18 protein-coding genes, 3 tRNA genes and 1 pseudogene are annotated in these 23,049 nt (G+C 71.4%); 12 read left to right on the top strand and 10 right to left on the bottom strand.

Annotation, left to right across the window (positions count from 1 at the left end; all coding sequences use genetic code 11):
* Positions 1-12: 12 nt before the first annotated feature.
* From ACIA8D_RS04660 to ACIA8D_RS04640, 5 genes are all read left to right on the top strand, one after another.
* The gene (locus ACIA8D_RS04660; RefSeq protein WP_399228669.1) at positions 13-2,295 is read left to right on the top strand and encodes a DNA polymerase III subunit gamma and tau; all 2,283 of its coding nucleotides are present in this window, start codon (positions 13-15) and stop codon (positions 2,293-2,295) included.
* A 128-nt stretch (positions 2,296-2,423) separates the two neighbouring features.
* Entirely contained in the window at positions 2,424-3,683 is a 1,260-nt protein-coding gene (gene purD / locus ACIA8D_RS04655) for a phosphoribosylamine--glycine ligase (protein ID WP_399228667.1), read from the top strand.
* Between the two features lie 328 nt (positions 3,684-4,011).
* The gene (locus tag ACIA8D_RS04650) at positions 4,012-5,712 is read left to right on the top strand and encodes a hypothetical protein (RefSeq protein WP_399229084.1); all 1,701 of its coding nucleotides are present in this window, start codon (positions 4,012-4,014) and stop codon (positions 5,710-5,712) included.
* A gap of 213 nt (positions 5,713-5,925) precedes the next feature.
* Positions 5,926-7,413: a N,N-dimethylformamidase beta subunit family domain-containing protein gene (locus ACIA8D_RS04645; RefSeq protein WP_399229082.1), complete on the top strand. Its 1,488-nt coding sequence runs from the start codon at positions 5,926-5,928 to the stop codon at positions 7,411-7,413.
* A gap of 99 nt (positions 7,414-7,512) precedes the next feature.
* Positions 7,513-8,418 carry a phosphoribosylaminoimidazolesuccinocarboxamide synthase gene (locus tag ACIA8D_RS04640; RefSeq protein ID WP_399228665.1) on the top strand — a complete coding sequence of 302 codons (906 nt, stop codon included), beginning with the start codon at positions 7,513-7,515 and terminating at the stop codon, positions 8,416-8,418.
* Between the two features lie 55 nt (positions 8,419-8,473).
* On the opposite strand, the gene ACIA8D_RS04635 is transcribed toward ACIA8D_RS04640, so the two are convergent.
* The 8 genes from ACIA8D_RS04635 to ACIA8D_RS04600 form a co-directional block, all read right to left on the bottom strand.
* Positions 8,474-8,549, bottom strand: a tRNA-Gly gene (locus ACIA8D_RS04635).
* Between the two features lie 44 nt (positions 8,550-8,593).
* Positions 8,594-9,202, bottom strand: coding sequence for a response regulator (locus tag ACIA8D_RS04630; RefSeq protein ID WP_399228663.1), 609 nt, complete (start codon positions 9,200-9,202; stop codon positions 8,594-8,596).
* Positions 9,199-10,449, bottom strand: coding sequence for a sensor histidine kinase (locus tag ACIA8D_RS04625; protein WP_399228661.1), 1,251 nt, complete (start codon positions 10,447-10,449; stop codon positions 9,199-9,201). The genes ACIA8D_RS04630 and ACIA8D_RS04625 overlap by 4 nt, the downstream gene beginning before the upstream one ends.
* Positions 10,450-10,460: 11 nt before the next feature.
* Positions 10,461-11,270 carry an ABC transporter permease gene (locus tag ACIA8D_RS04620; protein ID WP_399228659.1) on the bottom strand — a complete coding sequence of 270 codons (810 nt, stop codon included), beginning with the start codon at positions 11,268-11,270 and terminating at the stop codon, positions 10,461-10,463.
* On the bottom strand, positions 11,267-12,244 hold the full coding sequence (locus ACIA8D_RS04615) for an ABC transporter ATP-binding protein (protein ID WP_399228657.1): 978 nt from the start codon (positions 12,242-12,244) through the stop codon (positions 11,267-11,269). The genes ACIA8D_RS04620 and ACIA8D_RS04615 overlap by 4 nt, the downstream gene beginning before the upstream one ends.
* A 127-nt stretch (positions 12,245-12,371) precedes the next feature.
* Positions 12,372-12,444: transfer RNA gene (locus tag ACIA8D_RS04610), tRNA-Gly, on the bottom strand.
* Positions 12,445-12,496: 52 nt separating this feature from the next.
* Positions 12,497-12,568: transfer RNA gene (locus ACIA8D_RS04605), tRNA-Gly, on the bottom strand.
* A 123-nt stretch (positions 12,569-12,691) separates the two neighbouring features.
* Positions 12,692-13,012 carry an Lsr2 family protein gene (locus ACIA8D_RS04600; RefSeq protein WP_399228656.1) on the bottom strand — a complete coding sequence of 107 codons (321 nt, stop codon included), beginning with the start codon at positions 13,010-13,012 and terminating at the stop codon, positions 12,692-12,694.
* Positions 13,013-13,297: 285 nt separating this feature from the next.
* On the opposite strand from ACIA8D_RS04600, the gene purS reads away from it, so the two are divergent.
* From purS to purM, 7 genes are all read left to right on the top strand, one after another.
* On the top strand, positions 13,298-13,570 hold the full coding sequence (gene purS / locus ACIA8D_RS04595) for a phosphoribosylformylglycinamidine synthase subunit PurS (protein ID WP_266712288.1): 273 nt from the start codon (positions 13,298-13,300) through the stop codon (positions 13,568-13,570).
* On the top strand, positions 13,567-14,250 hold the full coding sequence (gene purQ, locus ACIA8D_RS04590; protein ID WP_399228654.1) for a phosphoribosylformylglycinamidine synthase subunit PurQ: 684 nt from the start codon (positions 13,567-13,569) through the stop codon (positions 14,248-14,250). The genes purS and purQ overlap by 4 nt, the downstream gene beginning before the upstream one ends.
* Positions 14,247-16,496, top strand: a complete 2,250-nt coding sequence (gene purL, locus ACIA8D_RS04585; RefSeq protein ID WP_399228651.1) for a phosphoribosylformylglycinamidine synthase subunit PurL — start codon at positions 14,247-14,249, stop codon at positions 16,494-16,496. Before purQ ends, purL begins: the two co-directional genes overlap by 4 nt.
* 167 nt (positions 16,497-16,663) lie before the next feature.
* Positions 16,664-17,458, top strand: coding sequence for a sterol carrier family protein (locus ACIA8D_RS04580; protein ID WP_399228649.1), 795 nt, complete (start codon positions 16,664-16,666; stop codon positions 17,456-17,458).
* Between the two features lie 58 nt (positions 17,459-17,516).
* Positions 17,517-18,362, top strand: a complete 846-nt coding sequence (locus tag ACIA8D_RS04575) for an META domain-containing protein (protein WP_399228647.1) — start codon at positions 17,517-17,519, stop codon at positions 18,360-18,362.
* An 84-nt stretch (positions 18,363-18,446) separates the two neighbouring features.
* Positions 18,447-19,973 (top strand): amidophosphoribosyltransferase, encoded by a 1,527-nt coding sequence (purF, locus tag ACIA8D_RS04570; protein WP_399228644.1) that lies wholly within the window; start codon positions 18,447-18,449, stop codon positions 19,971-19,973.
* 32 nt (positions 19,974-20,005) lie between these two features.
* Entirely contained in the window at positions 20,006-21,073 is a 1,068-nt protein-coding gene (gene purM / locus ACIA8D_RS04565; RefSeq protein WP_399228643.1) for a phosphoribosylformylglycinamidine cyclo-ligase, read from the top strand.
* 138 nt (positions 21,074-21,211) lie between these two features.
* Here the strand turns inward: purM and ACIA8D_RS04560 are convergent, their stop codons facing one another.
* Together ACIA8D_RS04560 and ACIA8D_RS04555 are read right to left on the bottom strand one after the other, a co-directional pair.
* Positions 21,212-21,475 carry a DUF3073 domain-containing protein gene (locus ACIA8D_RS04560; RefSeq protein ID WP_399228641.1) on the bottom strand — a complete coding sequence of 88 codons (264 nt, stop codon included), beginning with the start codon at positions 21,473-21,475 and terminating at the stop codon, positions 21,212-21,214.
* Between the two features lie 263 nt (positions 21,476-21,738).
* A pseudogene (locus ACIA8D_RS04555) lies at positions 21,739-22,861 on the bottom strand (Leu/Phe/Val dehydrogenase).
* Positions 22,862-23,049 lie beyond the last annotated feature (188 nt).

Raw genomic sequence — 23,049 nt, 5'->3', positions numbered from 1 at the left:
AACCTCGTATGCGTGTCGTCTCTCGCGCTCTATCGCCGCTACCGCCCGGAGTCGTTCGCCGAGGTCATCGGGCAGGAACATGTAACCGACCCGCTGCAGCAGGCGCTGCGGAACAACCGGGTCAATCACGCGTACCTGTTCTCGGGCCCGCGCGGCTGCGGCAAGACGACCAGCGCGCGCATCCTGGCCCGCTGTCTCAACTGTGAGCAGGGCCCCACCCCGAATCCGTGCGGGGAGTGCCAGTCCTGCCAGGACCTCGCGCGCAACGGACCGGGTTCGATCGACGTCATCGAGATCGACGCCGCTTCGCACGGTGGTGTGGACGACGCCCGTGATCTGCGGGAGAAGGCCTTCTTCGGCCCGGCGAGCAGCCGCTACAAGATCTACATCATCGACGAGGCCCACATGGTCACGTCGGCGGGCTTCAACGCGCTGCTGAAGGTGGTCGAAGAGCCGCCGGAGCACCTCAAGTTCATCTTCGCGACCACCGAGCCCGAGAAGGTCATCGGGACGATCCGCTCCAGGACCCACCACTACCCGTTCCGGCTCGTGCCGCCGGGGACGCTGCGCGACTACCTGGGCGAGGTGTGCGGCAAGGAGGACATGGCCGTCGCGGAGGGCGTGCTGCCGCTCGTCGTCAGGGCCGGCGCGGGCTCCGTGCGTGACTCCATGTCCGTCATGGACCAGCTGCTCGCCGGCGCGGGCGAAGACGGTGTGACGTATGCCATGGCGACCGGCCTGCTCGGCTACACCGACGGCTCGCTGCTCGACTCGGTCGTCGAGGCGTTCGCCACGGGCGACGGCGCCGCCGCCTTCGAGGTCGTGGACCGCGTCATCGAGGGGGGCAACGATCCGCGGCGCTTCGTGGCCGACCTGCTGGAGCGGCTGCGGGACCTGGTGATCCTGGCCGCCGTTCCGGACGCCGCGGAGAAGGGGCTCATCGACGCCCCGGCCGATGTCGTGGAGCGGATGCAGGCGCAGGCGTCGACCTTCGGTGCCGCCGAGCTCAGCCGCGCCGCCGACCTCGTCAACCAGGGCCTGACCGAGTTGCGCGGTGCCAACGCCCCCCGGCTCCAGCTCGAGCTGATCTGCGCGCGCGTGCTGCTGCCCGCGGCGTACGACGACGAACGTTCGGTCATGGCCCGCCTCGACCGCATCGAGCGCGGCGGAGTCTTCACGCCGGGCGGGCAGGGTCCCGCGCCTTCCATGGCGTACGTTCCCGGGCCCGACGCCCATGCCGGGGCCCCGGCGCAGGTGCCCGCGCCGCCCGTCGAGCCGGGCGGTGGACCCGCGGCGGCCCGGGCCGCGGTGCGCGGAGGGGGCGGCCCGGGAGCCGCTTCCGGTGCGGCTCAGGCTCCGGCCCCGGCACCTGCGGCTCCCGCGGCGCCGGTGGCTCCGCAGGCCCAGGCCCCGGCGGCCCCGGCCCCCGCGCCGAGCCCCGCCCCGGCTCCCGCTCCGCCCGTGGAGGCCCAGCCCGCCCCTGCCGCCCCGGGCTCCTGGCCCACCGCCGCCCAGGCGGGCGGGGGCGGCGGCGCTCGTAGGCCCGGCGGCTGGCCCACGGCCGCGGCGGCGGGTTCCGGCCAACCGGCCGCCCCCGCCGCACCGGCCGCCCCTGCCGCACCGCAGGCATCGGCCCCGGCCCCCGCGCCCGCCCCGCAGCAGTCGTCCCCCGCCCCCGCCGCACCGGCCCCGGTCGGCGGCCCCGACCCCCGTACGATCTGGCCGAACATCCTGGAGGCGGTCAAGAACAAGCGCCGCTTCACCTGGATCCTGCTCAGCCAGAACGCGCAGGTCACAGGCTTCGACGGCGCCACGCTCCAGCTCGGCTTCGTGAACGCGGGCGCCCGTGACAACTTCGTGAGCAGCGGCAGCGAGGACGTGCTGAAGGCGGCGCTGTCCGAGCAGTTCGGGGCGAACTGGAAGATCGACGCCGTCGTCGACGCCTCGGGCGGCGGTGGCGCACCTCCGCCGCCCGGCCCCGCCGGTGGCTACGGCGGTGGCGGCGGCTACGGCGGCGGATACGCCCCCGCGCCCGCCCCGGCACCGGCGCCCGCCCCGGCCCCCGCGCCCCCGGCCCAGCAGTACCAGCCGTCGTCCGCCCCCCAGTCCGCCCCGCCGAGCGCCGAGCCCGCCCCGGCGCCCGCTCCTCAGGAGCCGCCCCGCCGCTCGGTGTCGGTAGAGGACGACATCCCGGAGGACGACGACCCGGACCTGGACGAGAACGCGCTGTCGGGCCACGACCTGATCGTCCGGGAACTGGGCGCGACGGTGGTCGAGGAGTTCACGAACGAGTAGCGCCCTCCCGCGGGCCCGCGCCCGCGGAGGGAAACCACAGCGACCTGGAGGAACCCACAAACCCCGCCTCCTCCCGGCTTGGGTAGCCCGTACAAGACCACCCCGGTCGTGCGGATAGGCTGACCGGCGTGAAGGTCCTCGTCATCGGCAGCGGCGCCCGCGAACACGCCCTGTGCCGCTCAATGTCCCTCGACCCCGACGTCACCGCCCTGCACTGTGCTCCCGGCAACGCAGGCATCGCCGAGGTCGCCGAGCTGCACGCGGTCGACGCCCTCGACGGCGCGGCGGTCACCGCCCTCGCCCAGGAGCTGGAGGCCGACCTCGTCGTCGTCGGCCCCGAGGCGCCCCTGGTCGCCGGTGTTGCCGACGCGGTCCGCGCCGCCGGCATCCCCGTCTTCGGCCCGTCCGGCGAGGCCGCCCAGCTGGAGGGCTCCAAGGCGTTCGCCAAGGACGTCATGGCCGGCGCCGGCGTCCCCACCGCCCGCAGCTACGTCTGCACCAACGCGGCGGAGATCGACGAGGCGCTCGACGCGTTCGGCGCCCCGTACGTCGTGAAGGACGACGGTCTCGCGGCCGGCAAGGGCGTCGTCGTGACCGAGGACATCGAGGAGGCCCGCGCCCACGCGAAGGCCTGCGAGCGCGTCGTCATCGAGGAGTTCCTCGACGGCCCCGAGGTCTCCCTCTTCGCGATCACCGACGGCACCACCGTCGTACCCCTCCAGCCCGCCCAGGACTTCAAGCGCGCGTTCGACGACGACGAGGGCCCCAACACCGGCGGAATGGGCGCCTATTCGCCGCTCCCCTGGGCCGACCCGAAGCTGGTCGGCGAAGTCCTCGACACGGTGCTCCAGCCGACGGTCGACGAGATGGCGCGGCGCGGCACCCCGTTCTCGGGCCTGCTCTACGCCGGTCTCGCGATCACCAGCCGCGGCGTCCGCGTCATCGAGTTCAACGCCCGCTTCGGCGACCCCGAGACCCAGGTCGTCCTGGCCCGCCTGAGGACGCCGCTCGCCGGTGTCCTGCTGGCGTCGGCCAACGGCACGCTCGCCGACCTCGAGCCGCTGCGCTGGAGCGAGGACGCGGCCGTCACCGTCGTCGTCGCCTCGCACAACTACCCCGGCACCCCGCGCACCGGCGACCCGATCACCGGGCTCGACGACGTGGCCGCGCAGGACGCCCCGAACGCGTACGTGCTGCACGCCGGCACCAAGCGCGACGGCGGCAGCGGCGCGGTCGTCAGCGCGGGCGGCCGCGTGCTGTCCGTCACCGCGGTCGGCGGCGACCTGACGCAGGCCCGCGAGCGCGCCTACGCCGCCGTGGACCGCATCGGCCTCGACGGCTCGCAGCACCGCACGGACATCGCCGCGAAGGCGGCCTCCGGCCACTGACGGCGACCGGTTCCGGGCGGGCCACACCCTCGCCTGCCCGGCGCCCGATGTCACCCACCTCTGCCCAAAGCCATTCCATCGAGTGACCGCTGGCCCAACCGGCTGACGAGGCCGGAAGCCCCAACTAGGGTGCGGCGCACGGAGTTACGGCACCCGTGCGAGCCGCGCAGAACCAGACGGACCACCGGCATTGCGATGTCAGTGGCGGGTGCCATTGTGGGGGAGTGAGCAACGCCACCAGAGCTCTGCCGCGGGCCTCCGCCCCTGGCTGGGCAACAGGCAAGGGCAGCAGGGGGTGACATCGGTCGTGTCCGGTACGGGTGTGGAGATGGGTGCGCAGAGCGCGCGCTCCCGAGCCCTCGCCGTGCTGCGCATCCGCAGCAGGGCGACGGCCCTGGCGCTGCTTCCCGCGGCCGCCTCCGTGGTGCTGCTCGCGGGCGGCAGCACCGGTCACCTGACGGGCGGGGGCTGGGACGTCGCGCGCGGCGTCGTCAGCGCGATCGCCCTCGTCGTCCTGCTCGCGGCCGCGGCCGTCGCCCTCGTCGTGGCGCGCGCCCGCCCGGCCGTCAGCCCGACGGTGCCGATCGCCGAGAAGACCGCCCCCGACCTGTACCGGCTGGTGCGCGACCTGGCGGACCGGCTCGACGTTCCGGCGCCCTCGGCGATAGCACTCACCCCGGACTGCGACAGCTGGCTCGAGGACCGTACGCACCCGGCCCACGGCCCGCCCGCGCGCCGCGGCCCGGACGGCTCCGGCTCCGGTGACCCGAAGGCTCCCGCTGCCCCCGTCCTCGTCATCGGCTCCCCCTTCCTCTGGTGGATGCGGGTGGGCGAGCTGCGCGCGGTCCTCGCCCCGGTCGTCGCCGGTACGGGCCCCTCCGCACACCCCGACATAGCCGCGGCCCGGCGCTTCATCCGCGGGCTCGACGCGGCGGTGGCGGTCTCCTCCGCCGGTGGCCGCGGGCCGGTGGCCCGGGCCGTGCTGGGCGGCGTCGGCCGGGTCGCCCAGCTGTTGCTGACCGGCTGCCGGGTGCATGCCGCCGAGATGGAGCGCGGGGTCGCCGCGGCCGCGGCCGAGCGCGCCCAGGCCGTGGACTACGGACTGCGGATCGTCGCCCAGGAGCAGGTCGGGCTCGCGTACGCGGGCTGGGACCGGCTGCTGACCCGGGTCGCGCTGCCGGCCTGGCGGATGGGCCGCTGGCCGGCCCGGCTCGACGCGGGCGTCGTCGCGGCGCTGACCGAGCTGTCCCGGCGGGACCGGCTCGCGGCGCAGGACGGGAGCTTTGCCTCGCGGCTCGGGGAGCGGCCCGCGTGCGATCTGCTGGAGGAGCCCGGGACCGTCGACGAGGCGGCGTCCCTGCTCGCCGCGCGGCTCTTCCACGGGGGCCCGGCCGAGCGCGGGCCGGACTGGGCGCCGGTGGACTGGCAGGAGTATCCGGACGAGGTGGTGGACCGGAAGTGGCGGGCGGACGCGGCGCGGTTGCACCGGGTGCTGGACTCGTTGGGCGTCCGGAACCCCTCCGAAGGGCCGGAGGGGCCCACGCTTTCCCGCGTCCTGGACCACTTGGCCGCTCCCACGCCTCGGGGCTCCGCCCCGGACCCCGCTGCTCAATCGCCGCAGGGGCTTGATGTGCTCGACGTCCTCTCCACCACCCTCGCCGCCGAGGTCGCCCGTGAGGAGAGCGCGCGGCCCGTGGCGGCCGGGCCGCCCGCGGGGCAGGGGAGTCCGGACGGGGCGTTGTGGGACGAAGGGGCGCTGCCCCTGTTCCCGCTGCAACCGCCGCGCAGTGGGCGCGAGTTGCTGGCCGACCATGTCACCGCGATGGTCTGCTGCGCCGCCGTGGACACCGCGGGCGCGGCTCCCGGTCTGGACTGGCTGGACGGCCCGTCGCTCCTGGTCGAAGGGGAGCGGACCGCCGATCTGTCGCCCAGCGTGCTGAGCCTGGTGGAGGACGGTGACGTGGAGCCGCTCAAGGGCTGGCTGAGCCGCCGGGGCGTCCGCCCGGAGAAGCCGGTGCGCCTCGTGTGAGGCGCCGCCCAACCCTCTCAACTCCCGGAAATCCGGAGGGAAATGTTCCACTCTCGTCAATTCGCGACGAACGGTGACGGAGTGCGTGCGTAATGTGATGTGCTGGGACCGGTCGCGGACATGACCGCGGGTGAGGGCTCGGGGGAGCGAGGGAGGGGAGCAGGCATGGGGCCGGACAGGGAGGGGCACCCGAAGGACCTGGCGAGCAACGACATGCCCCCGCCCCGTGCGCGTACGCCCCGCTGGGAATCAGGCGCGCTGGCGCACGCGGTCACGGACCCGTTCGGACAGGGACCTCTCCCCTGGCTGCGCGGAAGTGAGCACTATTTCGACGACACCGGACATGTCGTTCCCTGGTACGTCGACCACGCGTCGCGGCCCGGCGGGCGCGACATCCCGGCCCCGCGCACCGGCGGCCCCCGCACCGCCGACGACGTGCACCGCCAGATCAAGGGCTTCACCTCGACGGGCGCGGCGTCCCCCGGCGAGGCGATCGACTTCCACATCACGGTGGACCCGCCCCAGCAGTTCACCGTGGACGTCTACCGCATCGGCCACTACGGGGGCGACGGCGCTCGCAAGATCATCACGAGCCCGCGGCTCTCCGGCATCGTCCAGCCGCCCCCGCTGACCGCGGACCGTACGGTCTCCTGCCATCACTGGTGGCTGTCGTGGCGGCTGCAGATCCCGTCGTACTGGAACGTCGGCGCGTACGTCGCCGTCCTCACCACGCTCGACGGCTATCGCTCGCATGTCCCCTTCACGGTCCGCGACTCCGAGCCCGCCGATCTGCTGCTCCTGCTCCCCGACATCACCTGGCAGGCGTACAACCTGTACCCGGAGGACGGGCGGACGGGCGCCAGCCTGTACCACGCGTGGGACGAGGAGGGGCGGCTGCTCGGCGAGAGCGAGGCCGCGATCACGGTCTCCTTCGACCGCCCCTACGCGGGCGCGGGCCTGCCGCTGCACGTGGGGCACGCCTACGACTTCATCCGCTGGGCGGAGCGGTACGGCTACGACCTGGCGTACGCCGACGCCCGCGATCTGCACGCGGGCCGCATCGACCCGACCCGCTACCGGGGCCTGGTCTTCCCCGGGCACGACGAGTACTGGTCGGCGAACATGCGCCGCACGACGGAGCTGGCCCGGGAGAACGGGACCTCGCTCGTCTTCCTCTCGGCCAACACCATGTACTGGCAGGTGGAGCTGGGCCCGGCCCCGTCCGGCGTACCGGACCGGCTGCTCACCTGCCGCAAGCGCAGAGGCCCTGGAAAGCCCACGCTGTGGCGGGAGATCGACAAGCCGGAGCAGCAGCTGATGGGCATCCAGTACGCGGGCCGGGTCCCCGACCCGCACCCGCTGATCGTGCGGAACGCGGACCACTGGCTCTGGGAGGCGACGGGCGCGCACGAGGGGGACGAGATAGCGGACCTGGTGGCCGGCGAGGCCGACCGGTACTTCCCGCGCACCTCCTTGCCCGAGCACCAGGACCGCATCCTGCTCGCCCACTCCCCGTACCGCGACAGCGAAAAGGTCCGCAGACACCAGGAGACATCGTTGTACCGGTCGCCGTCCGGGGCGCTGGTCTTCGCGTCCGGGACGTTCGCCTGGTCGCCGGCCCTGGACCGCCCCGGCCACGTCGACCCCCGGATCCAGCGGGCGACGGCGAACCTCCTCGACCGCATCTGCAAACGCGACTGACGAGACCGAGCCCACAGCGCGCCACCTCGCCCCGTGGCCAAAACCCGCCCCCACGTACGGGAGAATCGGGGTACTCGTACAGACCCACGGGGAGGAACCATGTCCGGATTCGTCGAAAAGCCCGAGCCAGTACAGGTGCCGGGCCTGGTGCATCTCCACACCGGCAAGGTGCGGGACCTGTACCGGAACGAGGCGGGCGACCTCGTCATGGTCGCCACCGACCGCATCTCCGCCTACGACTGGGTGCTGCCCTCGCCGATCCCGGACAAGGGCAAGGTCCTCACGCAGCTCTCCCTGTGGTGGTTCGAGCAGCTCCAGGACCTGATTCCGAACCACGTCGTCTCGCAGGAGCTGCCCGAGGGCGCCCCCGCCGACTGGGCGGGCCGCACCCTCATCTGCAAGAGCCTCGACATGGTCCCGGTCGAGGCCGTGGCCCGCGGCTACCTCACCGGTTCGGGCCTCGTCGAGTACAACGAGTCGCGCACGGTCTGCGGCCTCGCCCTCCCCGAGGGCCTGGAGGACGGCTCCGAGCTGCCCGCCCCGATCTTCACGCCCGCCACGAAGGCCGAGGTCGGCGAGCACGACGAGAACGTCAGCTACGAGGAGGTGGCCCGCCAGGTCGGCGCGGAGAACGCCGCCGCGCTGCGCCAGGCGACGCTCTCCGTCTACAGCCGGGCCCGGGACATCGCGCGCGAGCGCGGCATCGTCCTAGCGGACACGAAGTTCGAGTTCGGCTTTGACAAGGACGGCGAGCTGATCCTCGCCGACGAGGTGCTGACCCCGGACTCCTCGCGCTTCTGGCCGGCCGACCAGTGGCAGCCGGGCCGCGCCCAGCCGTCGTACGACAAGCAGTTCGTGCGGGACTGGCTGACCTCGCCGGCATCCGGCTGGGACCGCAAGAGCGAGCAGCCGCCGCCGGCGCTCCCGGACGAGGTCGTGACGGCGACCCGTGCCAAGTACATCGAGGCGTACGAGCTGCTGACGGGCACGCCCTGGAACGCGTAGCAAGGCGCGGCAACGAGAAAGGCCCCGGTCCGAGGAGGACCGGGGCCTTTCTTCATGGAGCGAACGACCGGGTTCGAACCGGCGACCTCAACCTTGGCAAGGTTGCGCTCTACCAACTGAGCTACGTTCGCAAGCGCCGCTTGCGCGGTGCCGCTGCGCCGTGGCGCGACGCCAACTATACCCAACCTCGCTCGCGGGCGAGACGCACCGCCGCGTGCCGGTTCTCCACGCCCAGCTTCGAGACGGCCGACGAGAGATAGTTCCGGACCGTCCCCTGGGACAGCGCGGCCCGCTCCGCGATCTCCGACACCGGTGCGCCGTCGGCCGCGAGTTCGAGCACCTCGGCCTCGCGCGCGGTCAGCGGCGTGTCCCCCGCGGAGATCGCGTCGGCCGCCAACTCCGGGTCCACGTACCGGTTTCCGGCGTGCACGGTGCGGATGATCTCCGCGAGCCGCTGCGCGCTCACCGTCTTCGGCACGAAGGCGCGCACGCCCGCGGCGAGGGCCCGCTTCAGGTGTCCCGGGCGCCCGTGACTGGTCACGATCATGGTGCGGCACCCGGGCAGTTCGTCCCGGATCGATGTGGCCACACTCACACCGTCGGCGCCCGGCATCTGAAGATCGAGCACGGCGACGTCCGGCCGGTGCGCCCGCGCCATGGCGAGCGCCTCGGGCCCGGTGGCCGCCTCCGCGACGACGACCAGGTCGTCCTCCAGGGCCAGCAGCGCGGCGAGCGCACCCCGGATGAGGTGCTCGTCGTCGGCCAGCAGTACGTGCACGGTCATCGGACGCCCTCCGTGGACGTCTCCCGCACCCCGGCCGGCCGCGGTGCTGCCGCCACCGGCACCTTCGCCCGCACTCGAAACACTCCCGCCCGCACCTCGCCAGCCTCCAACTCGCCGTCCACCGCGGCCAACCGCTCCCGCAACCCCGCGAGACCGGACCCCTGCCCGCCCTCGGCCGCGACCCCCGCCCCGTCGTTCTCCACCGTCAGCACGACCTCCTCAGGACCGGTCACCAGCTCCACCCGGCAGGACTTCGCGTCGCCGTGCCGCAGCACGTTCGTCGTGGCCTCCCGGACCACCCAGCCGAGCGCCGACTGCGCCTCGTTCGGCAGGCCGGTCGCGGACCCGGTGACCGTGCAGGCGATCCCGGCTGCGCTCAACACGCCCTGCGCACCGGCCAGTTCGACGCCAAGGTCGACCTCGCGATACCCGCGCACGACCTCGCGGACCTCCTTCTGCGACTCCTGCGCGATGCGCTGCACCTCGGTCATCTGCGCCACCGCGTCCTCGGTCCGCCCCCGCCGCGCGAGCTGCACCGCGAGCTCGCTCTTGAGCGCGACGACGGAGAGATTGCGCCCCATGACGTCGTGCAGGTCCCGCCCGAACCGCAGCCGCTCCTCGGCGACGGCGAGCCGGGCCTCGACCTCGCGGGAGTGCTCGGAGTCCCACATGACGGAGAGGGACCAGGCGGAGCAGCGGAAGGTCAGCAGGGTCAGCAGGGCGGTCAGGATCAGCAGCAGGGCCACCACTACGAGGCCCACGGGCGAGGTCCCGACGGCCGCGGCGACGGCGACGCCGAGCACGACGCCGACGGCGGCCCGCCGCAGGAACGCCCGTACCGGCACGGTCAGCGCGTAGGAGCAGGCGAACGGCATCGGGGCGAACACCAGCGGCATGGCGATCAGACCGTCCCGCACGCTGTCGGTGACGGCCAGGGCGACGATGAGACCGAGCGCCGTGACGGCCAGTGCGGCGCTCGCCGCCGTCAGCCGCCGGGGCACCGGGCCCCGGCCCAGGTACTGGTCGAGGGCGCGCAGCGCGTGCCGGTCGCCGACCAGGCACTGCACCAGGTTCACGGCGACCAGGCAGCCGCCGAGGGCGTACGGGACGGGGCCGTGCCGCAGGCTCCCGGCCAGGCCGGAGACCGACCAGGCCAGGAAGAACATCCAGTTGACGGACCGCAGGGTGATCCGGGTCTGCCACTCGACCCGCTCGACCTTGCTCCGGTCCCGCCAGCGAACCCGCACGTCAGCCCCTCTCAGCGCCGCGGCTCCCACCGGAACCGCTTCTGCACAGCAAACACCGCGACCAGAATCCAGGCCACCGCGATGACGATCGCCTTCAGGGACTCCCCGCCGGACAGGCTCCCGCTCCAGCCGCCCCGTACCAGCGTGAGCGCCGAGGTCAGCGGCAGCAGCTCGCACACGGCCGCCATCTTGTCCGGAAGGATCTCCAGCGGCACGACGGCACCGGAGCCGATCATCGACACGAGCAGCATGGGCATCGCGGCGACCTGGGCGCTCTCCACACTGCGGCTGAAGACCGTGGTGAGGGCGGCCAGCGCGACGCACAGCGGGATGCCCAACAGCACACCGAGCACGACCAGTTGCGGAGCCTCAGGCGCCCCCGCGTCCAGCGCGAACGTGCACACGACGGCCACGGCCGTGCACTGCACGAGCCCGATCACGACGGACGGCACGGCGGCCCCCGCGAGGATCTCCAGATCGCGCAGCTCCCCGGTGCGCAGCCGCTTGAGGACGAGTTCCTCGCGCCGCGACGCGTACACGCTCACCAGCGAGCTGTAGACGGCGAACAGCAGCGAGAACGCGATCGCCGAGGAGATCATGACGGTGCCGAGGTTGAGCCCGGCGCCCTTCAGATCACCCTTGTCCACCGACTGCGAGACGCTGAACGGCAGGACCAGCGGCACGAACACCGCCGTGAACAGCACGCCCTTGCTCCGCCCGATGAGCGTGAACTCGGCGCGCGCGAGCGCCTTGAGCCGTCCCGCGGAGGTCGTCCGCACCGCCGTGGCCGCACCTGTGGCCGTAGCCGTACCCGTACTCATACCGCCATCTCCTTCTCCCGGTCCGGCTCCCCCGCGGAGCCCTTGGCGTCCTGCGCGATCCGCAGGAACGCCTCTTCCAGCGAGGCGCCGCGGACGTCGAGCCGCCGCAGTTCGACGCCCGCGTCCCTGGCCCACAGGAGCACCCCGGTGGCGGCCCGCTGCAGGTCCTCGGTGCGCAGCCGGATCAGCCGGCCCTCGATGTCGTGCGCGTCGACGCCGAGCGAGGCAAGGGGCGGCAGGTCGCCCACGAAGTACCCGTCGGGCAGTTCGAAGGAGATGTGCGAGGGCTGCGAGGCGACGACCTCGTCGACGCGGCCCTCGGCGGCGATCCGGCCCTCGTGCAGGATCGCCAGCCGGTCGGCGAGCTCCTCGGCCTCTTCGAGGTAGTGCGTGGTCAGTAGCACGGTGGTGCCTTCGGCGCGCAGCCGGCGCACCAACTCCCAGGTGTCGCGGCGCCCTTCGGCGTCGAGGCCGGTGGTCGGCTCGTCGAGGAAGAGCACCTCGGGCCGCCCGAGCAGCGCGAGCGCCAGGTCGAGCCGCCGCTTCTCGCCGCCGGACAGCTGCTTGACGCGCACCTTCCCGCGCTTGCCGAGCCCCACCGCGTCCAGGGCCTCGCCGACGGGCCGGGCCCCGCTCGTGCACCCGGCCCACATCCGTACGGTCTCGGTGACGGTCAGCTCGCTGGGGAAGCCGCCGTCCTGCAGCATCACCCCGATCCGCGGCCGCACCAGGTCCCGCTCGGTGTACGGGTCGTGCCCGAGCACCCGCACCCGGCCGCCGGCCGGGGCCGCGAGCCCTTCGATGACTTCGACCGTGGAGGTCTTTCCGGCGCCGTTCGTGCCGAGGAGGGCGAAGAGTTCGCCGCGGCCCACGGAGAAGCCGACTCCGCGCACCGCCTCGAAGGATCCCTTGGTGCCGTCCCCGTACACGCGGCGCAGATCGGTGACGTCGATCACGCGCTCGTTGCTGGTCATGAGTCCAGCGTTCCGTCCGGGGCGGGGCCTCGGCAGTGCGCGCTGTCATCGGCTCGCATGACAAATGTCAGAAGGCGGCCGGGAACGACGAAAGCCCCGGTCCGAGGACCGGGGCTTTCGTTCTCTGAGCGAACGACGAGGTTCGAACTCGCGACCTCAACCTTGGCAAGGTTGCGCTCTACCAACTGAGCTACGTTCGCACTGCTTGCATCAGCCTACCGTACTCACCGAAGTGCTCGGTACGCGATGCGGAGCGGGTGACAGGAATTGCACACTGCGCCTCCCCCCTGGAAGGGGGGTGTTCTGCTACTGAACTACACCCGCATGTACTCCGTGAGGTCCGGCCCTGCGGCCTCGCCCCTCGGCGTGCTCCAGACTTTAGCCGACTGCCCGGGGTGCAGCGCAAGTCCGGTCGCCGAGGGGGTCCGTACGGCGGGAGCGCGGGGCTCAGTTGGCCTCGGCGAAGGCCTCGTAGACCCGCTTCGGGATGCGGCCGCGCGGCGGTACGTCGAAGTGGTTCGAGCGGGCCCAGGCGCGGACGGCGGCCGGATCGGGGCCGACCTCGGTGCGCTTGTACGCCTTGCCGGTCCTGCTGGACCGCTTGCGGCCCGCCTCCAGGTAGGGGGCCAGCGCTTCGCGCAGTTGATGGGCGTTCGCCTTATTGAGGTCGATCTCGTACGACGAACCGTCGAGACCGAATGCGATCGTTTCCGCCGCTTCCCCGCCGTCGATGTCGTCAAAGAGGGTGACCACGACACGCTGCGCCACGAATATCGGTCCCTTCGTCCAGCACCCCGCTTTGACGTGCGGTGATGCAGACAGGTTTGCTGTTACCAATTCCTTTTTACCCTGTCGGGCATTGCAGTGGGAAGACCAGTTAAAAGTCTCGGTGTGTCCCGCGGGGTGGTTATCCGGAGTCTTTCCCTTAATTTTCCGTGGGGATCTCATGTCGTTGCCCTGACGTGATCCGCATCTCGTAGCTTCCTACTGTCTACGCGAGTAGAAAATTTGGGCAGGTACGCTGAACGGACCAGCTCAACCCACACACCGGGAGTGCCAGTGGCACGCGTCGTAGTCGACGTCATGCTCAAGCCGGAGATCCTCGACCCCCAGGGCCAGGCGGTGCAGCGTGCGCTGCCGCGCCTCGGTTTCGACGGCATCTCCGACGTACGTCAGGGAAAGCGTTTCGAGCTCGAAGTGGACGGGCCGGTGGATGACGCCGCTCTTGCCCGTATCCATGAGCTGGCGGAAACCTTCCTCGCCAACACCGTGATCGAAAACTTCACCGTCAAGGTGGAAGAGCCCGCGGTGGGAGCCGAAAAGTGACCGCTCGTATTGGCGTCGTCACCTTTCCCGGTTCCCTCGATGATCGCGACACCCAGCGCGCGATCCGGCTCGCCGGTGCCGAGCCCGTCGCGCTCTGGCACAAGGACAAGGACCTGAAGCAGGTCGACGCGGTCGTCCTGCCCGGCGGTTTCTCCTACGGCGATTACCTGCGCGCGGGCGCCATTTCGCGTTTCTCGCCCGTCATGGAGACGCTGATCGACCAGGCGAAGGCGGGCCTCCCGGTACTCGGCATCTGCAACGGCTTCCAGGTCCTCACCGAGGCCCACCTGCTCCCCGGCGCGATGCTCGGCAACGACCACCTGCACTTCATCTGCCGCGACCAGAAGCTCCGCGTGGAGAACGCGGACACCGCCTGGACCGCCGACTACGAGGCGGGCCAGGAGATCCACATCCCGCTGAAGAACATGGACGGCCGCTACGTGGCCGACGAGCACACGCTCGACATGTTGGAGGCGGAGGGCCGGGTCGCCTTCCGGTACGTGGACTTCAACCCGAACGGCAGCCTCCGTGACATCGCGGGCATCACCAACGAGGCCGGCAACGTCGTCGGCCTGATGCCGCACCCGGAGCACGCCGTCGAGCCCCTCATCGGGTCGGGCCGCACCGACGGCCTCCCGTTCTTCACCTCGATCCTCAAGAAGCTGGTCGCCGCCTCATGAGCCTCGACACCACCGAGAACGCCGCGAAGACTCCCGACGTCGAGCTGCCCTGGGCCGAACTCGGCCTGAAGAAGGACGAGTACGAGCGGGTCGTGGAGATCCTCGGCCGCCGGCCCACCGGCGCCGAGCTCGCCATGTACTCGGTCATGTGGTCCGAGCACTGCTCGTACAAGTCCTCCAAGGTCCATCTGCGCCAGTTCGGCGAGAAGGCCCCGCAGTCCGACGCGCTGCTCGTCGGCATCGGCGAGAACGCCGGTGTCGTCGACGTGGGCAACGGCTACGCCGTGACCTTCAAGGTCGAGTCGCACAACCACCCGTCGTACGTCGAGCCCTACCAGGGCGCGGCCACCGGCGTCGGCGGGATCGTCCGCGACATCATCGCGATGGGCGCCCGGCCGGTCGCGGTCGTGGACCCGCTGCGCATGGGCGCGGCCGACCACCCCGACACCAAGCGCGTGCTGCCCGGCGTCGTCGCCGGCATCGGCGGCTACGGCAACTGCCTGGGCCTGCCGAACATCGGCGGCGAGCTCGTCTTCGACGCCTGCTACCAGGGCAACCCGCTGGTCAACGCCGGTGCCATCGGCGTCATGCGGCACGAGGACATCCACCTCGCGAAGGCGTCCGGCGCTGGCAACAAGGTCATCATGTACGGCGCCCGCACGGGCGGCGACGGCATCGGCGGCGCCTCCATCCTGGCCTCCGAGACCTTCGACGACGCCAAGCCGTCGAAGCGTCCCGCCGTCCAGGTCGGCGACCCCTTCCAGGAGAAGCTCCTCATCGAGTGCACCCTGGAGGCCTTCGCCGAGAAGCTCGTCGTCGGCATCCAGGACCTCGGCGCGGCCGGCATCTCCTGCGCCACCTCCGAGCTGGCGTCCAACGGCTCGGGCGGCATGCGCGTCGAGCTGGACGACGTGCCGCTGCGCGACTCCACGCTCTCTCCTGAGGAGATCCTCATGAGCGAGTCGCAGGAGCGCATGTGCGCCGTGGTCGAGCCGGGCAAGGTCGACCGCTTCCTGGAGATCTGCGAGAAGTGGGACGTCATCGCCACCGTCATCGGTGAGGTGACCGACGGCGACCGCCTGGAGATCTTCTGGCACGGCGAGAAGATCGTCGACGTCGACCCGCGCACGGTCGCGCACGACGGCCCGGTCTACGAGCGCCCGCTCGCCCGCCCCGACTGGCAGGACGCGCTCCAGGCCGACGACGCGGGCAAGCTGCCGCGCCCGGCGAACGGCGCGGAGCTGAAGGACCAGGTCCTCAAGCTCGTCTCCTCGCCGAACCAGGCGTCGAAGAAGTGGATCACCCAGCAGTACGACCACTTCGTGCAGGGCAACACCGTCCTCGCGCAGCCCGAGGACTCGGGCATGATCCGCATCGACGAGGAGACCGGGCTCGGCGTCGCCATCGCGACCGACGGCAACGGCCGCTTCGCGAAGCTCGACCCCTACACGGGCGCGCAGTTGGCGCTCGCGGAGGCGTACCGGAACGTCGCGACGACCGGCGCCAAGCCGCTTGCGGTCTCCGACTGCCTGAACTTCGGTTCGCCCGAGGACCCGGCCGTCATGTGGCAGTTCGCCGAGGCCATCCGTGGACTCGCCGACGGCTGCCAGCAGTTGGGCACGCCCGTCACCGGCGGCAACGTCTCGCTGTACAACCAGACGGGCGAGGCGGCGATCCACCCGACGCCGGTCGTGGCCGTGCTCGGTGTGATCGACGACGTCGCGCGCCGCACCCCCGTCGGCTTCCAGGAAGAGGGCCAGCTCCTCTACCTGCTGGGCGACACCCGTGAGGAGTTCGGCGGCTCGGCCTGGTCGCAGGTCGTGCACGAGCACCTCGGTGGTCTGCCCCCGCAGGTCGACCTGGAGCGCGAGCGCCTCCTCGGCGAGATCCTGATCTCGGCCTCCCGCGACGGCATGATCGACGCGGCGCACGACCTGTCCGACGGCGGTCTGATCCAGGCCGTGGTCGAGTCGGCGCTGCTCGGCGGCAAGGGCGCGCGCCTGATCGTCCCGGAGGGACTGGACGCGTTCACGTTCCTGTTCTCGGAGTCGGCGGGCCGTGCGGTCGTGTCGATTCCGCGCAGCGAGGAGCTCCGCTTCAATGACATGTGTGGGGCGCGCGGGTTGCCCGTGACCCGCATCGGTGTCGTGGACGGCGATTCCGTCGACGTTCAGGGCGAGTTCGCGCTCTCCCTCGACGAGCTGCGGACGGCGCACGAAGGTGCCATTCCGGCGCTGCTGGCGTAGTTGTTCACGTGGGCGTCGGTCGGCCCCTGCCGTTCGCGGTGGGGTCGACCGGCGTTGCGCTCCCGGGGCGCTGCCCCGGACCCCGCTGCTCAATCGCCGCAGGGGCTTGATTGGCCCACCCGTCCGCAGGGGCTCAGGAGGCGGTGTCGCAGGCATAGGGTCGGGCCATGCCACCGGCCAAGAGGAAGCCCCGCGTCTACAACCCCGGCAAGACCCGCGCCGCCGTACTCGCCCAGTTCGGCAACGTACGCAAGGCGGTCGAGGGGCTCACGTCCGAGCAGCTCGGTGCGCCGACGCGGCTCGGGGACTGGACCGTGCGGGAGCTCGCCGCGCACATCACGATGGCGTCGAGCGCCGTCTCCCGCGGGCTCGCCGCGGCCGGCCCGGGCAAGGCCGAACTCCGTCCGCAGGACTGGCCGATGACCTCGGCCCCGCACGCCGAGGACATCGACGCGTACGTGCGCGGACTCGCGGCCGACAACGACCTCGCGACGCTGTACGCCGAGGCCGCACAGGGCCTCGAACGCTCCCTCGCCGAGCACGACGGCGACGCGCTCGTCGCCAACCGCACCGGACACATGACCCTCGCGGACTACCTGGTCACGCGCACCGTCGAGCTGATCGTCCACACCGACGACCTGAACGCCGCGGTGCCGGGCCTCGACATCCCGTACGACAGTCAGGCCCTGGCCGCCTGCACCCGGATCCTCGCCGACGCCCTCGCCACGAAGGCCCCGGGCGCCTCCACCGAGGTCCGGATCCCTCCGTACGCCGTCGTCCAGTGCGTCGAGGGCCCCCGGCACACCCGCGGCACCCCGCCGAACGTCGTGGAGACCGAACCGCTCACCTGGATCCGGCTCGCCACGGGGCGTACGACCTGGTCGGAGGCGGTCGAGGACGCGCTGGTGAGCGCCAGTGGGGAGCGGGCCGATCTGGCGGAGCTGCTGCCGATCATGGCGTGATGCGCACGGGACGCGCGGCGGGCCGGAACCGGAACCCGGTCCGCCACGTCCCACTGCCATGCTCACGCTACGTACATCTCGTACTCGTACCCGAGCCCTGATCGGCACCGCCGTCCTGCCGCTCGCCGCGCTGGCCACCGTGACCGCCTGCGGCGACGAGAAGGCCGGCTCGACGAGCGTCGGCGGGGCCCCGATCACCGGCGTCCACTGGACCGTGCAGAGCGTGACGGTGGACGGGAAGGCGACGAAGGCCCCGGGCAGTGCGTACCTCGAGTTCGTCTCGGACGAGCGGGTGCGCGGCAACTACGGCTGCAACCACTTCGACGCGGCCGCCCGGGTCACCGGCGACAGCGTCGACCTGGGCAAGTCGAAGCGGACCATGATGCTCTGCGAGGACAAGGGCGTACGCGCCTTCGAGGACACCCTGTCCCGCGCCCTGGCGGACAAGAACACGGTCAAGAGGGCCGACGGCCGCAACGACCGGCTGACCCTCACACGAGCGAACGGCGACACCGTCACCCTCGCCGAGCAGCGTGACGCCGCGCTCGCCGGCACCAAGTGGAACGTCACCAGCCTGAGCTCCGAAGACACCACCCGATCCCTGCCGAAGGCCGCTCAGGGCCGGGCCGGACTCGTGTTCGGCAAGGACGGACACGTCAGCGCCCGCCTCGGCTGCAACCAGGGCCGCGCCAAAGCCACCGTCAAGGACGGACACATCACCTTCGGGCCGCTGACCAGCACCCGTATGGGCTGCATCGGGGCGGCCGGAGAGGTCGAGAAGGCGATGCTCGACGTCCTGAAGAACAAGGCGGCCTACGAGATCCAGGGCAAGGGACTCACGCTGACCAAGCCGGACGGCTCCGGCATCGGGCTCACCGCCGCCGACAGCACCCCCGGCCGATGAATTGGGTCACATCGGCCCCGGTCAACCCGCGTAGCCCCGGTCCCCAATTCGGACCACTGGGGGATCACGTCTACACTCGGTGGCGTGCCACGTGGTGACGGTCGACTCAATCACGACCTGCTCCCCGGCGAGAAAGGCCCCCAGGACGCTTGCGGCGTCTTCGGTGTCTGGGCTCCGGGTGAAGAGGTCGCAAAGCTCACGTACTTCGGGCTCTACGCCCTCCAACACCGGGGTCAGGAATCCGCGGGAATCGCGGTCAGCAATGGCTCCCAGATCCTCGTCTTCAAAGACATGGGACTTGTCTCCCAGGTCTTCGACGAAACATCCCTAGGTTCCCTGCAAGGTCATATCGCGGTCGGTCACGCCCGCTACTCGACCACCGGGGCCTCCGTATGGGAGAACGCCCAGCCGACGTTCCGCGCCACCGCGCACGGTTCGATCGCCCTCGGGCACAACGGCAACCTGGTCAACACGGCGCACCTCGCCGAGCTGGTCGCCGAGCTCCCCAAGGAGAACGGGCGCGCGACCCAGGTCGCGGCCACCAACGACACCGACCTGGTGACCGCCCTGCTCGCGGGGCAGGTCGACGAGGACGGCAAGCCGCTGACCGTGGAAGAGGCGGCCGCCAAGGTGCTGCCCCAGGTCAAGGGCGCCTTCTCGCTGGTCTTCATGGACGAGAACACCCTGTACGCCGGTCGTGACCCGCAGGGCATCCGCCCGCTGGTCCTCGGCCGCCTGGAGCGCGGCTGGGTCGTCGCCTCGGAGACCGCCGCGCTCGACATCTGCGGCGCCAGCTTCGTCCGCGAGATCGAGCCGGGCGAGTTCGTCGCCATCGACGAGAACGGTCTGCGAACCTCTCGCTTCGCCGAAGCAAAGCCGAAGGGCTGCGTCTTCGAGTACGTGTACCTGGCCCGTCCTGACACGGACATCGCGGGCCGGAACGTGTACCTCTCCCGCGTGGAGATGGGCCGCAGGCTGGCCAAGGAGGCTCCGGCCGACGCCGACCTCGTCATAGCCACCCCGGAATCCGGGACTCCGGCCGCGGTCGGCTACGCCGAGGCCTCCGGCATCCCGTTCGGCAACGGCCTGGTGAAGAACGCCTACGTCGGCCGGACCTTCATCCAGCCCTCCCAGACGATCCGCCAGCTCGGCATCCGTCTGAAGCTGAACCCGCTCAAGGAAGTCATCAAGGGCAAGCGCCTGGTCGTCGTCGACGACTCGATCGTGCGCGGCAACACCCAGCGCGCCCTGGTCCGCATGCTCCGCGAGGCCGGCGCGGCCGAGATCCACGTGCGGATCTCCTCGCCGCCCATCAAGTGGCCCTGCTTCTTCGGCATCGACTTCGCGACCCGCGCGGAGCTGATCGCCAACGGCATGACGGTCGAGGAGATCGGCACCTCGCTCGGGGTCGACTCGCTCTCGTACATCTCCATCGACGGCATGATCGAGGCGACCACCATCGCCAAGCCGAACCTCTGCCGTGCCTGCTTCGACGGCGAGTACCCGATGGACCTCCCCGACCCGGAGCTCCTCGGCAAGCAGCTCCTGGAGACGGAACTGGCCGCAGGTCCTGCGTCCACGGCTGCGTCCGACGCGATCCGTCGCCCGTAGACCCCGATTCATCAACCGAAAGATCCCAGGCAATGTCTGAGACCACTGGTGCCAGCTACGCGTCCGCGGGCGTCGACATCGAAGCCGGCGACCGCGCCGTAGAGCTGATGAAGGAGTGGGTGAAGAAGACGCAGCGCCCCGAGGTCCTCGGCGGCCTCGGCGGCTTCGCCGGCCTCTTCGACGCCTCCGCCCTCAAGAAGTACGAGCGCCCGCTGCTCGCCTCGGCCACCGACGGCGTCGGTACGAAGGTCGACATCGCCCGGCAGCTCGGCCGCTACGACACGATCGGCCACGACCTCGTCGCGATGGTCATGGACGACATCGTGGTGTGCGGCGCCGAGCCGCTCTTCATGACCGACTACATCTGCGTGGGCAAGGTCCACCCGGAGCGCGTCGCCGGCATCGTGAAGGGCATCGCCGAGGGCTGCGTCCTCGCGGGCTGCTCGCTCGTCGGCGGCGAGACTGCGGAGCACCCGGGCCTGCTCGGCCCGGACGACTTCGACGTCGCGGGCGCCGGCACCGGTGTCGTGGAGCACGACAACCTGCTGGGCCCGGATCGCATCCGCAAGGGTGACGCGGTGATCGCCATGGCGTCCTCCGGGCTTCACTCGAACGGGTACTCGCTGGTCCGCCACGTCCTCCTGGAGCGCGCGGGGATGGACCTGGGCGAGCACGTCGAGGAACTCGGCCGCACGCTCGGTGAGGAGCTCCTGGAGCCGACGAAGATCTACTCCCTGGACTGCCTCTCGCTGATCAGCACCACCGAGGTGCACGCGTTCAGCCACATCACGGGCGGCGGTCTCGCGGCGAACCTGGCCCGGGTGATCCCGGACGGCCTGCATGCCACCGTCGACCGCTCCACGTGGACCCCGGACCCGATCTTCGACCTGGTCGGAGCGAAGGGCCAGGTCGAGCGCCTGGAGCTGGAGAAGACGCTGAACATGGGCGTCGGCATGATGGCGATCGTGCCGCAGGAGTCGGTCGAGGTCGCCCTCGCGACGCTGGCCGACCGCGGCGTGGACTCCTGGGTCGCCGGCGAGATCGTCGAGCGCGGTGAGCACAGCACGGGTGCCGAGCTCACGGGCGACTACGCGAAGTAGTCCCCGTGGGGTCGGGCCCCGGGCCCGCTGTCCGGCCGGCCGGTGGCCGTCCGGACAGCACAAAACCCGGTCCGGCGTGGTGACCACCCCGGACCGGGTGAAGTGCAGCGACTGCGACGCCGCTGACGTGTTACGAGGTCAAGCGCCGCGGCGCTGTGACGAAGGACCGGACTCGCCGTCCTCGTCCTCGTCCTCGTCGTACATATCCGCGTAGCGGGCGTACGGGTCGTCTTCCTCGTCGTCATCCTCGAAAGGCTCGCCGTTCGGCGGCTGATTCGATACTGGATCCGACGTGGATGCGCCTAGCTCGTTGGCCAGACGCGACAGGTCAGTCCCGCCGCTGTTGTACTTCAGCTGGCGGGCGACCTTCGTCTGCTTGGCCTTGGCCCGGCCGCGCCCCATGGCTCGACCCCCTCGGTGATGGGGCTTCATGGCCCCAGAGTCTTGACACGCGTTCATGATCTGGAACGGACTCCCCGCAGGGAGACCGGTCCGTAGGGCTTCCACGGTACCTGAGCCCACGCCCATACGGTACGTCGCCCGCAGGACGCGCGTGTGCGCAGGACCAGCCAGGAGCCCTTTCCTCGCTGGTCAGCTGCGATTTTAACCTCTTCCCGAGGAGCGACCCGCCGAGGGGCGTGATGCTCGTTACCCAAGGGCCGTCGTCAGCCCCTTCCGAGGGCCTCCGCCATCCGCTGTTCGGCGATCCGGTCGGCCGCCGCGGCCGGCGGAATCCCATCGACCTTCGCGCGCGCAAAGATGGAAAGTGTCGTGTCGAAGATCTTCGTGGCCTTCGCCCTGCACCGGTCGAAGTCGAAGCCGTGCAGCTCGTCGGCGACCTGGATGACGCCGCCGGCGTTCACCACGTAGTCCGGCGCGTAGAGGATCCCGCGGTCCGCGAGGTCCTTCTCGACGCCCGGGTGCGCGAGCTGGTTGTTGGCCGCGCCGCACACCACCTTCGCGGTCAGCACCGGTACGGAGTCGTCGTTCAGCGCGCCGCCCAGGGCGCAGGGCGCGTAGATGTCGAGCCCCTCCGTGCGGATCAGGGCCTCGGTGTCGGCGGCGACCGCGACCCCGGGGTGCCGCTCGGTGATCTGCCGCACGGACTCCTCGCGGACGTCCGTCACCACGACCTCGGCGCCGTCCTCCAGGAGGTGCTCGACGAGGTGGTGGCCGACCTTGCCCACGCCGGCGACGCCGACCCTGCGGCCGCGCAGCGTGGGGTCGCCCCACAGGTGCTGGGCGCTGGCCCGCATGCCCTGGAAGACACCGAAGGCGGTGAGCACGGAGGAGTCGCCCGCGCCGCCGTTCTCGGGGGGAGCGCCCGGTGGTCCAGCGGCACTCGCGGGCCACGACGTCCATGTCGGCGACGTACGTGCCGACGTCGCACGCCGTGACGTAGCGGCCACCGAGCGAGGCGACGAACCGGCCGTAGGCCAGCAGCAGCGCCTCGCTCTTGATCGTCGCCGGGTCGCCGATGATCACGGCCTTGCCGCCGCCGTGGTCGAGCCCGGCCAGGGCGTTCTTGTACGACATGCCGCGCGCGAGGTTCAGCGCGTCGGCCACGGCGTCCGCCTCGGAGGCGTACGGATAGAAGCGGGTGCCGCCGAGGGCCGGGCCCAGGGCGGTGGAGTGGAGGGCGATGACGGCCTTGAGGCCGCTGGCGCGGTCCTGGCAGAGGACGACCTGCTCGTGGCCACCCTGTGCGGAGTGGAAGAGCGTGTGCAGAACGCCTGAGGCGCCGGAGCCGTCGGAGGTGGTGACAGCGTCGCCGGTCACATCGGTCACTGTGGTGACTCCCAAGTACATAGCGGCGGTTGGGCGGAATCCCGTGCGGGTGGCGGGCCTTCCGTCGGTGCTTGTGGGCAAGAGATTAGAGCGTGCGCGGGCCCGCCACCGGCGCAGTGCCCAGGATCACCCTCGCGCGCCCGCGGGAGCCGCAAGCAGGCCCGAATCCCGCCGCGTCGCCACGTGGG

The sequence above is a fragment of the Streptomyces sp. NPDC051684 genome (genome assembly GCF_044453445.1).
Classification (GTDB): Bacteria; Actinomycetota; Actinomycetes; order Streptomycetales; family Streptomycetaceae; genus Streptomyces.
This window is presented reverse-complemented; position numbering and strand designations above follow the sequence as displayed.